This window comes from Streptomyces sp. NBC_01485, from assembly GCF_036227125.1.
Classification (GTDB): Bacteria; Actinomycetota; Actinomycetes; order Streptomycetales; family Streptomycetaceae; genus Streptomyces.
Map to the genome: position 1 here is coordinate 4,976,170 of NZ_CP109435.1, position 11,782 is coordinate 4,987,951.

The window sequence follows — 11,782 nt, forward strand, 5'->3', positions numbered from 1 at the left end:
GGTGTGACAGGCAGGGCTCGCGTGACCTCCACCCCGCCCGACTGAAGCAACTCGCCTACGGCGGCTACCAGTTGGCCTCGCCGGGTACCAGGCGGCCCGCCTTGCGGTACTCGCGGCGGGCGCCCTCCAGCAGGTCGCCGTCGCCGACCGGCTCGTCGCGGCCGGCGGCGAGGTAGGCGGCGGTGACGACCGCGCTGCGGATGGAGCCGCCGGCCAGCTCGAAGTCCCGGGCCAGGGGCGCCGGATCGATCCCCTCGGCGCACGGCACGTGGACCAGCCCGTGCCGCCAGAGCGCGAGGCGCTGACCGGCGTCCGGGAACGGGAAGTCGACCACCAGGTCGAGCCGCCGGGTGAACGCCTCGTCGATGTTGGCGCGCAGGTTGGTGGTGAGCAGCGCGATGCCGTCGAAGGACTCCAGCCGCTGGAGCAGGTAGGCGCTCTCCATGTTGGCGTACTTGTCGTGCGCGTCCTTCACCTCCGACCGCTTCCCGAACACGGCGTCGGCCTCGTCGAAGAGGAGTACGGCGTCGGTGCGGTCGGCCTCGCTGAAGATGCGCTCCAGGTTCTTCTCGGTCTCGCCGACGTACTTGTCGACGACGGAGGAGAGCTGGACGACGTAGAGGTCGAGGCCGAGTTCGGCGGCGACGACCTCGGCGGAGAGCGTCTTCCCGGTGCCGGACTCGCCCGCGAACAGCCCGAGCACCCCGCGCCCGCGCCCGCCGCCCGCGCTGAGCCGCCAGTCGCCGAGGACCCGGTCGCGGTGCCGGGCCCGCAGGGCGAGTTCGTGCAGTTGCGTCAACGGCCGCTCGGGCAGCACCAGATCGTCCCAGCCGACGTCCGGCCGGATCCGCCGCGCATGCCGCTCCAGCCCCGACGCGGACTGCTGCCGCGCCGCCAGCCGCACATGCTCGGCGGTGACCGGCCCGCCCTCGAAGCCGGCCAGCGCGGCGGCGGCCAGTGCGGCCCGCGCGACCCGCTCGCCCCCGAGCCGGTAGGGCGCGACGGTGGCGGCCAGGTCGAAGCCCAGGGGGGCGGGAGTGGCGCTGGGGGTGGTGGTCGCCGAGGCCAGGGCTGTCGCCCAGGTGGCGGTTCCGCCTGCCCGGCGGCGCGGTGCGTCCAGGACGAGGGGGTCGTGGGTGGACCAGTGCGGGTCGTAGGGGCGGGGGTCGGTGAGGAGGACGGTGACGTCGTCTGAGGCGTCGGCCAACATGCCGACCAGCGCGGCCGGTTGGTCCGCCAGCCCCGACAGGACGACCGCCCGGCCCCCGAGGCGCGCCTCGCGCAGCAGGTCGGGTACGCGGTCGTCGGGCCCGGTGAAGCGGAGGGCGTCGACGCCTGCCGCGTGCAGGGCCGAGGCGATCGCGGCGAGGCCGTCGCCCTCGCGGTGTTCGCGCAGGTAGACGGTGAGCGGGCCGCCCTCCCGCAGCCGGTGCGCCAGCAGGCGGACGAGGCTCTCGTCGCCGTCGGCGGGCAGCGGCGGGGGGAGCGGATGCAGGTGTCCGTGCAGGGCGGCGTCCGGGGTGTCGTCGCCGAGGAGGTGGGCGAGCAGCCGGTCCGGGACGCGCAACGAGCGGGACAGGAAAGGCCGTTCGGGTTCCTCGACGTCCAGCAGTCCGTACGCGCGCAGGGGTGCCGAGGAGTGGAAACGGGCCCGGGCCGTGGCCTGGTGCGCGGGCGCCCCGCACAGTTCGAGGGCGAGCCCGACCGTGGCCCGCCGCCTGCTGACGTCGTCGTTCAGGTAGCCGTAGAGCGGCTCGAAGGAACGGTCGAGGTCGGGCGCGAGCGCGACGAGGAGGATCGCGGCGTCGAGGTCGGTGAGACGGAGCCGGGCGGCGAGGCCGGTGAGGGCGGTGGGGGCGGTTTGGTCGTTGCCAGGCGCTGGCGCTGGCGCTGGCGCTGGCGCCGGGGTCGGGGTCGGGCCCGGGGCGGGGGCGGGGGCGGCCGTCCCGGCGCTGGTGAGCAGGTGGTGACGTACCGCGTCCTCGGAGAGGTACAGCCCGCGGAGCGGATCGCCGGCGGTGGGGTCTCCGGCGGAACGCCGGTCGACCAGCTCGGCCACCCGGTCGCGCAGCTCGGCGAGACGGGTGAGCAGCTCGACGGCGGCCTCGCCCCCCGGGCAGCCGATCACGGGCTGCCGCTCCCTGACGGTCGCCCCGTTCACCGTTGTTCCGGCCGGCGGGCCGTGGCCTCTCGGGCGGCTTCTCCGGCTGCCTCTTTGGCGGCGCGGGCCGCGGCCACCTGGTGAGGGCGGTGGGCGCGCTCGCCGGACTCCGGCGGGTCGCCGTCCATGCCGCGCAGGCGGACCGCCGCGCCCTCCGTGACCGGCGGCCCGGCGTCGTACTCCGGGTACGCCGGGAAGGGCGCCGTCACCACCAGGTCCAGGGACGGCTTGAGTTCACCGCCCAGGGCGGACCAGATCTCGGCGAGGGAACGCGACTCGGTCTGGATGCCGGCCACCGTCAACGGCATCGCCAGCCCCAACGCGCCCAGGGCACCGGGGAGTTCGTCGGCCGTGAGCATCTCGCGCGGCAGCAGCGTCGCCAACACGGCCGACAGCAGCCGGTGTTCGTCCTGCGGCGTCCGCGTCCAGGCGGTCACGAGGTACGACAGGCGGAACCAGCGCGGCGGTTGACGGCGCTTCACGACGACGTCGCGTTCGTCGCGCACCGCCATCTGGCCGCGCTGCCGCCGGGTCACGTCCTCGCGGATGTCGTACAGGTAGGTGTTGATCACCGGGGCGTTGCGCCGGGCGGCCCAGTCGCGGGTCGGGGCCTCGAAGGAGACCTCGATGCCGGAGCCGGCGAGCGTGCCGCCCTCGAGCAGGCTTTTGAGGACTTCGTCCACCTCGTGGATCAACGTCGTGCTCCTCAACTGCCTTGCCGATCGCCCCGTCAACTGACGTAGAGCATCCACCGTGCCCCGGGCGGCCCCGGTTCCGCAGGCGCGGCGGGGTCGACGGGCGGGCACGGCACACTGCCCGCGTGGCCGCCTTCGATTGCCCGTTCGGTCAGATGTAGCCTTCCCTGAGGGCATATGCCACAGCGTGCGCCCGGTTGCGCAGATGCAACCGCGTTGTGAGTCCGTGCATGACGTTCTTGACGGTTCGTTCGGAGTAGGACAGCTTGCTGGCGATCTCTCCGGTGTCCAGCCCCTCGGCGACCAGCCGCAGGACGTCCACCTCCCGAGGCGCGAGCCCCAGGGAGGGGGCGCCGGGCCGGCCCGCCGCACCGCGGTGCATGGTGCCGACCTGGCTGATGAGCCTGCCGAGCAGGTCGGCGGGCAGGTCGCCGTCGCCCCGGTGGGCGGCCACCACCGCCTGCACCAGCCGGTGCGCGGTGGCCTCGCGGCGCCAGACGATCGCCCCGACCCCGCACTCGATGACGTCCAGCAGCTCGGTCTCGCGGATCGTGCCCACGACGAGCACCGCCCGCGCCCCCTCGCTGCGCACGATCCGCCGCAGCCGGGCCAGCGCCGCCTCGTCGAGGGTGTCCTCGATCAGCAGCGCCACCCCGCCGCCGACGGCCGGGAGTTCCTCGCGGACCTCGACCTCCGGACGCCCGCGCAACTGGCTGACCGCGCCCTCGCGGGAGATCGGATCCGGTGCCTCGACGGTCACGGGAATCCGCCGCCGGGTACCGACGGCGGCACCGGTGTCTGGTGTCCGAGGTGAGCTGAGCAACCGTGGCCCCCATGTGGTGACGGATGGGTCAGGTCCAGACTTCTGCGCTCCGTGTGGTGCGCGCAATCGTGGAGCACCACGAGACAGACCACGAGACCAAGCCGCCGGCGACCACGGTTTGCCTACATCATCGCAGGTCAGGGCCGATATCGTCGCCGTTGTTCGACCCGTCGTGAGCCTCGCCACAACGGCCACGCGAACCCGTATCCGTCCACACGACCTCTACATGTACGCGCCCGACATACCCGGCGATGTCCCCGACGACGTACCCGACAGCAGCAGGAGGCAGCGATGACCGGACCCTTGCGGGAACGCGACGACGCGCACGCACTGCTCACGGCGGAGGCGGAGCACGCCCGCGCCGGCGGCGGCCGTCTCGTCCTGCTGCGCGGCGCGACCGGCACCGGCCGGTCCGCCGTCCTGGAGGCCGCCGCCGCGCACGCGACCCGCCTCGGCCTGCGCGTCCTGCGCGCCCGCTGCTCCCCCGAGGACACCGCGCTGCCGTTCTCCTCCGTCCTCCATCTCCTGGGCCCCGTACCGGAGTTCGCGGACGTCGCACCGGGCGTCGACGACCGCGACAGCGCGGCCCGGCTGTGGCGGGTGCTGCGTTCGTACGCGGACGAGGCGCCGATCATGGTCGCCGTGGACGACGTCCACCTCGCCGACGAGGCCTCGCGCCGCTGGTTCGTGGAGGCGGCCCGCCGGATCGACCGCCTGCCGGTCCTGCTGGTGGCCACCGAGCGCAGCCAGTACGACATCGACTTACGGCCCGCCGGTCTCACCCACGCCCTCTCCCCGTCCGCCGTCCGCACCCACACCCTCGCCCCCCTCACCGACCACGCCTCGGCCGACCTGGTCCGCGCCGCCTTCCCGACGGCCTCCGACCGGTGGACGGCGGACTGCGTGCGCGCCGGCGCGGGCAACCCGCTGCTCCTGCACGCCCTCCTCGACGACCTCGTCGGCGTCCCGCCCCCGACGGCGGTCCCGCGCACGTGCGCCGCGCTGTACCCGGGCGCCTACCCGGCGGCCGTCTCCTGGTGGCTGGACAGCGCGGGCCCGACGACGGCGGAGGTGGCCCGCACGCTCGCAGCACTGGAACAGGCGGAACAGGCGGAACAGGCTGAACGGGCTGAACAGGCTGAACGGGCTGAACGGGCTGAACGGGCTGAACAGGCGGGACAGTCGCAGGACGAAGGTGCCGGCGCTACGGGAACCACCCCCACCTCCCTCAACGCCACCTCCCTCGCCCCCACCTCCCTCAACGCCACCTCCCTCGCCGCCACCCTCGCCGACGCCTCCGGCGCCGACCACGCCCGCGTCTCCGGCTGGCTGACGGCGATGACGCGGCTCGGCGTGCTGCGCCCGGACCCGTCCGGCGGCCGACCCCGCTACGCCCATCCCCTCCTCCGGGACGCCGTACTCGCCGGCTGGTCCACCGCGCGCCGTCAGGACGCGCACCGGGCGGCGGCCCACGCGATGCTGCGCCGGGGCGACCATGTCGACGCCGTGGCACGGCAGTTGCTGGCCAGCGCGCCGGCCGGACCGTCCTGGGCGCTGTGCGCACTGCGCGAGGCCGCGACCGTCGCCGTGCGCGAGAACCGCCCCGGCGACGCCGTCCGCTACCTGGGCCGAGCCCTCCGGGAACCCCTCCCCGACGACCTCCGCCAACGCCTGCTCACCGAACTCGGCTCGCTGGAGTACGCCTCCGCCGACGCCCCCGGCGGCATCCCCCGCCTCACCGAGGCACTGGACCTGCCCGCCGACCCCCACGACCAGGTCCGTACGGCGATCGCCCTGGGCACCGCCCTCGCGGGCCGCGGGGAGGTCCGTACGGCCGTGGAGGCGCTGCGCCGCCTGGAGTCGCGGCTGCCGGCCGGCCACGCCGACCTGGCCCGCACCCTCCAGACGGCGTCCGCGCTCCTCTCCGACCAGGACCAGACGGTCCGCGGCGAGGCCTACCGCTGGCTCACCGACACCGCCGAACGTTCCCCGGAGCTGGTCGGCGCCTCCGGTCAGGCCCTCCTCGTGCGGTACGCGGCGACGGCCGGGGAGATACCGGCGCGGGAGGCGATGCGCAGGCTGCGCACCCTCCTGACGGAGCCCGCCGACCCCCTCGCCGAGCCGTTCCTGCTGGGCACGGCCGCGGCGGTGGCGCAGTGGGCCGACGAACTCGACGAGGCGGAACGCCTGGTGGAACGCGGTCTGGCCGGCCAGCACCCGTCTCTCCTGCACCCGATGGAACAGGCCCTGCTGGACACCCGATGGGACATAGCGGCGGCGCGCGGCACGTACGCCGCCCTGCTCGCCGAGCACCCCGGGGCCCCGGCCCGCCGTCACACCGGCGGCGGCCCCGCGAACGCCGACGCGCACGCCGTGCTGGCCCTGGTGGAGACGGGCCGTACGCAGGAGGCCCGCCGCCTGGCGGACACCTTCGACCTGCGCGCCACCTCCGACTCCTGGGAACTGAACCGGTTCCTCTACGCGCGGGGTGTGCTGCGGTTCACCGAGGGGGACGTCGCGGGCGCCCTGCACGACTTCCTGGAGTGCGGGCGCCGTCAGTCGGCCCGCGCGGTCCTCAGCCCGGTCGTCACCCCGTGGCGGACGGCGGTCGCGGAATGCCGGCTGGCCCTGGGCAGCCCCCAGGAGGCGCTGGCCCTGGCGGCGGAGGAACTCCGGCTGGCCCGCGTCTGGGACACCCCGCGCACGCTGGGCCGGGCGCTGCGCGTCCTGGGCCGCGCGACCCGTGGACGCCGGGGCCTGCAACTGGGCGAGGAGGCGGTGGCGGTCCTGCGGAACTCACCGGCCGAGGCGGAACTCGTCGCCTCCCTCCTGGCCCAGGGCGGCCAGCTCATCTCCGCCGGCGAACGCATCCGTGGCCGCGACTACCTCCGCGAGGCCGCCGAACGAGCCGAACGCCTGGGCAGCGCAAGGCTGTTGCGGTACGCCGACCAGGCCCTCCGCACGGCCGGCGCCCGCCGCACCACCCTCACCCACACCGGCGCGGCCTCTCTCACCGGCAGCGAACGCCGCATCGCGGAACTCGCGGCGGAGGGCCGCACGAACACCCAGATAGCGGACCTCCTCCACGTGGCCCGCCGCACAGTCGAAACCCACCTGACGAACACGTACAAGAAGCTGGGCATCCGGAAGCGGGGCGAACTCCGAGAGGCCCTGGATGACTGAGCGTGGACTGACCGATCAGCCCCTGACGGCACCGGCTATGAACGCGGCGAGCCCCCCGGCCGAGAACTCCAGGATGGGCCCGCCCGGATCCTTGCTGTCACGTATCGCACGGGTGCCACCAGGCAGAACGGCGACTTCCACGCAGTTGCCGTTGTTTCCGGAGTACGAGGACTTCACCCACTCCAGTGGGGCCGAAGCGGGTCGGGTGTTTGGCTTCATGGGCCCTTTTCCATTTCGTGAAGGGCGTTCTGGATGAGCGCCCGGGACTTGCTGACGTTCGCTGCGGCCATGTTCAGACGACGGAACAGCGTCGTGTACGTCTCGACGTCGGCTGCTTCCTCGTAATAGAGGGTGCTGGTGGGCGACTCGGTATAGGCGACGTCGGTCTCTGCCGAGGTGGGGAAGCTCATGATCACGAACGGCCCGAACAGGCAGGCGTTCATGGGGTCTTCGCGCGGCAGGACCTGAAGCTCGATGTGCTGCTTCTTGCTGTCGGCGATCAGGGACTCGAGCTGTGCCCTCATCACGTCGCGCTTGCCGACCTGGTGGTACAGGACGTTCTCGGCGATGATCACCCACAGTTGCAGCGGGTTGTTCCTGGTCAGGATGCTTTTCCGCTCCCGACGCACGTTGATCTGAGCTTCCACATGGTCCGGCGTGGCATCCGGCACCTGCAACTGGATCAGGGCTCCGGTGTACTCGGGAGTTTGCAGAAGCCCCGGCACCAGGTTGGTCTGGACGTTGTAGAGCTCAGAGGAGTCCCACTCGACAGCGGCGTATGCCGCGTACGCCGGATCGACCACGTTGACGTACCGACTCCACCAACCCTTTTGCCTGGACTCGCGCGACAACTTCTCGATCGCGGTCCGCTCGGTCGGGTCGGTGACGTTGTACGCGTCCATCAGGGCGCGAAGGTCGGGCAGGCGGATACCGGACTGGGCGTTCTCGATCCGGCCGACCTTCGATTCCGCCGAGCCGAGCACCTTGGCGGTGTCGGCGTGCGTCAGCCCGGCCGCGGTCCGAAGCTCGCGCAGCGTCCGCGCCAACTGCCGCTGACGGAACGTCGATTGTTGTTGATGGGCACCGGTCGGCCGCCTCTCCTACTGCTTCTTGCAGGTCAAGTGTGCCGCTCACGTCCTGGTGAGGGCAACAGGCATTCGTGGTCACTCGAAGTGGGTACTTGACACTCCGGCGCACCCCTGGACACGACCCGGGCCCATCGGGAGCCCGTACCGCTCGTCCTGCCGCCGGGCGTCCGGCCACCGCGAGGTCCGGTCGACGACCAGGCACGTTCGGCACTGCTGGACCAGCTCTGGGAGACGACGCTCACGGCGATGGCGGCGGCGCGAGCGAATTAGCCCCGTCCTCCCCGCCCCGGGGTACCAGTTCCAAAAAACTGTGACACTCCCGGTAGGAAGTGTCACAGTTTTTGAACTGGTACCCGGTACCCGGGGGCCTACTTGGTGGTGCGGTAGGCGCGGTGGATGGTCTGGGTCAGGGTGTTGCCGTCGGCGTCGGTGAGGGTGACGCGGAGGGAGACCGGGCCGGGTTTGGCGGGGCTGCGCAGCTTGAGCAGCTTGCCGTTCACGGCGGTGGTCTTCTTCCACGTCTTGCCGTCGTCGTAGGACACGGCGAAGGCCAGCTTGCGCAGCGTGCCGACCTTGGTGGCCGCGCCCTGGAGGGCGAAGGGCACGCTGAGGGTCGTACCGGCCTTGGCGGTGGAGGCCGTCGACAGCGCCGGCGTGTAGCGGACGACCGTCAGCGGGAGCCGCTCGGGGGAGTTGCCGGGGACGTGCGCCGAGGTGAAGGTCCAGGTGGCGGCGACCCGGGTGCTGACCGCGGTCTGTGACGGGGCGCGGGAGACGTCCACGTCGAGCTTGTAGGTGTGCTTGCCGGCCGGGAGGGTGTGCTCGTCGCCGTTCAGCTGGTCGTCGACGGCGAAGATCTTCTGGCCGTCGGCGTGAAGCGAACTGCTGGCCCTGGTGTAGTCGGAGCTGCCCTGGTTGCCGACGCCGTCGGAGAACAGCGGCAGGGACGCCGCGAAGGTGTCGCCGACGCGGACCGCTCCGGTCCGGTCGATGCGGGCGGGGGAGGCCGAGGTGAGGGACGGGCCGAAGACGCCGATGTTGAAGCGCTGGGTGTACTCCTTGCCCGCCGCGTACGCCCTGGGGGGGCTGGCCTGGGTGTTCTCCCAGGTCGGGTCGCCCTCGGCGTCGAGCGGGCCGTACTGGCTGGTCTGGTAGAACCACTTGAGGCCGTTGGGGAAGACGTAGTCGGTGCCGGTCAGCGGCAGCCGGGCCGGCGTCTCGAAGGTGTTGTAGTAGCCGCCGGGCATCAGCGGCGCGGCCCAGACGGTCGCGGTCTTGCCCTTGGCCGGCGCCCCGACGACGAGCTTGACCTTGGTGAGTTGCGAGCGCTTCACGTTCTGTGTGAAGCCGGACAGGTCACCCGTACGGTTCCAGGCCAGCCGGTAGCTGCCCGCCTTGTTCGTCCAGATGCCGTGGTAGACCGCGGACGCCTCGGCGGCCGGCACCGGGGCGCCGAGCTGTCCGACGCGCACGCTGCCGAAGGAGGGCGCGCTGTAAAGGGTGGTGTACGGCTTGTCGTTGACGTCGACGTGCAAGAAGAACATCGCGCCCGCCGGCTTGGCCGCGCCGTCCGGCACGGTGATCTTGACGGGTTTCGTCTTCCGGGCGTCCATGACCAGGGTCGCGTCCTTGGTCAGCGCGAACTTCGGCTGCACCAGCACGGACCATCCGGTGCTGCCGGTGGGGATCCTGCCTTCCAGGGCGTAACGCCCCTTCGGCAGACGGATGGTGACCTCGCCGTCCCGCTCGTCGGCGACGTCCGTCCAGATGTCGTTGTCCAGGCCGTAGATCCCCGTCGAACCGTCGCGGGCGGCCTTGCCCTTGAGGTCGACGTGCTTGATGGTCAGGTCGTACGACTCGACCTCGCGGACGACGCCGAGCGAGGTGCGCGCGCTGGTGGCGCCGTCGGCGGTGGTGGCGGTCACCGAGCCGCCGAAGCTGCCCTCGGCCGTGCCCACCCGGGTGTCGGCGGTCACGGTGGCGGTCGCCGTACCGCCCGCCGGGACGGTGAGCCGCCGCGGCGAGACGGTGAACAGGCCCTCCGCGGCGGGCTTTCCGTCATTGCCGTAGGCCTCGGTCGCCAGGTCGAGGGTGAGCGGCTCGCTGCCCGCGTTGCGGTACGTGACATCCTTGGTGACCGGCTGGTCGTCGGTGTGGGGGTACTGCTGTGTCCCGAAGCCCAGCCCGGTCGGGCTGCTGGTGAGCCGCTGGCCGATCGCCCGGGCGACGTCCACCCGGCCGGTGCCCTGCGTGTACGCAGAGGTGGCGGCGGTCGGCTTCGCGGAGGCGGTGAGGGCGGCCTTGATCTGCGCGCCGGTCCAGTCCGGGTGCTCCTGCGCCAGGATCGCCGCGGCGCCCGCCACATGCGGGGTCGCCATCGACGTACCGCTCATGGAGACGTAGCCGTCGGCGGCGGGGTCGCCCATGAAGCCCTCGGCGGCCTTGGCGGCGACGATGTCCACGCCCGGCGCGGTGACGTCGGGCTTGAGGGAGCCGTCGGCCGTGGGGCCGCGGCTGGAGAAGTCGGCGATGGCGTCCTGGCGGTCGACCGCGCCGACGGTGAGCGCGGCGGCGGCGCTGCCGGGGGTGCCGACGGTGCCTTCGTCCGGGCCCTCGTTGCCGGCGGCTATCACGAACAGCGCGCCGGAACTGGCCGACAGGTCGTTGACGGCCTGCTCGACGGGATCGATGCCGGGGGTGTCGGTGCCGCCCAGGCTCATGTTGACGACCTTGGCGCCCTGCGCGACGGCCCACTGCATACCGGCGATGACACCGGAGTCCTCGCCCGAGCCTTCGTCGTCGAGCACCTTGCCGACCAGGAGCCGGGCGCCGGGCGCGACCCCCGCGTACTTGGTGCCCGCGGGAGACGCGGCCCCGGAGCCCGCGATCGTCGAGGCCACGTGTGTGCCGTGCCCCGCCCGGTCGACGGTGTCCGCGGCGGCGGAGAAGTTCTTCGCCGCGTCGATACGGTCCTTCAGGTCCGGGTGCGTGGCGTCGATGCCGGTGTCGAGGACGGCGATCTTGACGCCCTTGCCGTCGTAGCCCGCCGCGTGCGCCGCGGGCGCGCCGATCTGCGGCACGCTCCGGTCCAGGGTCGCCTTCACCTTGCCGTCCAGCCAGATCTTCCTGACCTTCGCGGAGCCGGCGCCGCTGGTGAGGGTCTCCCACAGGGCGGAGCCCTCGGACTTACGGGCGCGTACGGCGTCGCCGTTGATGCTCGGCAGGTCCCGCCGGACGGTCGCGCCCGAGCCGCGGAACGTACTCGCCGGCACGGACGTGCCCTTGTCGTAGGTGACGATCAGCGGCAGGTCGGAGCGGCGGGCGTCGTCGTAGCGCGAACTCACCAGTCGCGTCACGTCGAACAGCCGCCGGTCGGCGGTCCCGTTCGCGATCAGCGGTTCGGCGTCGCGCGGCAGGACGTACGCGTGGCCCGCGGCCTGCTGCACGCGGAAGGCCATCCCCTCGCGGCCCTTGGCGGCCGTCACACCGGTGACCTTGCCCGCGGCGTCGAGGGTCACCCGGTCGCCGGTGACGAGGGTGACGGTCCTCGCGGGGGCGCCGGCGCCGGTGGGGGGATCGGCCTGGGCGGCGGTCTCGGCGGCGGTCTCGGCGCCGGCGGGCGTGCTCGCCAGCAGCCCGGCGCCGAGCGCCGCGACCAGGACGGCCGCCAACGGGGTGATGAGCTTGTGCGACGTCAACTCAAGCCTTTCATAAGGGTTCTGAGGCAGCATCAGGGCACGGCTGAGCGACGTGTGGCCGCTCGGCCGCGCCCTGGTGCGAAGAGGGAGAGAAGAGAGATGAAGAGAGAGAAGTAGAGAGAAGAGAGAGAAGT

Annotated in this window: 7 protein-coding genes; 1 reads left to right on the forward strand and 6 read right to left on the reverse strand. The window is 72.7% G+C overall.

Annotation, left to right across the window (positions count from 1 at the left end; translation table 11 throughout):
• Positions 1 to 64 precede the first annotated feature (64 nt).
• The 3 genes from OG352_RS22685 to OG352_RS22695 form a co-directional block, all read right to left on the reverse strand.
• Positions 65 to 2,161: an ATP-binding protein gene (locus OG352_RS22685; protein WP_443072316.1), complete on the reverse strand. Its 2,097-nt coding sequence runs from the start codon at positions 2,159 to 2,161 to the stop codon at positions 65 to 67.
• Entirely contained in the window at positions 2,158 to 2,856 is a 699-nt protein-coding gene (locus OG352_RS22690) for a DUF4255 domain-containing protein (protein WP_329219330.1), read from the reverse strand. Before OG352_RS22690 ends, OG352_RS22685 begins: the two co-directional genes overlap by 4 nt.
• Before the next feature lie 151 nt (positions 2,857 to 3,007).
• The gene (locus OG352_RS22695; protein ID WP_329219332.1) at positions 3,008 to 3,679 is read right to left on the reverse strand and encodes a helix-turn-helix transcriptional regulator; all 672 of its coding nucleotides are present in this window, start codon (positions 3,677 to 3,679) and stop codon (positions 3,008 to 3,010) included.
• A gap of 291 nt (positions 3,680 to 3,970) precedes the next feature.
• Here OG352_RS22695 and OG352_RS22700 point away from each other — a divergent pair, with 291 nt between their 5' ends.
• Positions 3,971 to 6,862, forward strand: a complete 2,892-nt coding sequence (locus OG352_RS22700) for an AAA family ATPase (protein WP_329219333.1) — start codon at positions 3,971 to 3,973, stop codon at positions 6,860 to 6,862.
• Between the two features lie 15 nt (positions 6,863 to 6,877).
• On the opposite strand, the gene OG352_RS22705 is transcribed toward OG352_RS22700, so the two are convergent.
• The 3 genes from OG352_RS22705 to OG352_RS22715 form a co-directional block, all read right to left on the reverse strand.
• Complete coding sequence (locus OG352_RS22705; protein WP_329219335.1) at positions 6,878 to 7,081, reverse strand: DUF397 domain-containing protein; 204 nt, start codon at positions 7,079 to 7,081, stop codon at positions 6,878 to 6,880.
• A complete protein-coding gene (locus OG352_RS22710; protein ID WP_329219336.1) occupies positions 7,078 to 7,908 on the reverse strand; it encodes a helix-turn-helix domain-containing protein in 831 nt (276 codons plus the stop codon). The genes OG352_RS22705 and OG352_RS22710 overlap by 4 nt, the downstream gene beginning before the upstream one ends.
• A 410-nt stretch (positions 7,909 to 8,318) precedes the next feature.
• The gene (locus tag OG352_RS22715; protein ID WP_443072317.1) at positions 8,319 to 11,681 is read right to left on the reverse strand and encodes a S8 family serine peptidase; all 3,363 of its coding nucleotides are present in this window, start codon (positions 11,679 to 11,681) and stop codon (positions 8,319 to 8,321) included.
• Positions 11,682 to 11,782: the final 101 nt, after the last annotated feature.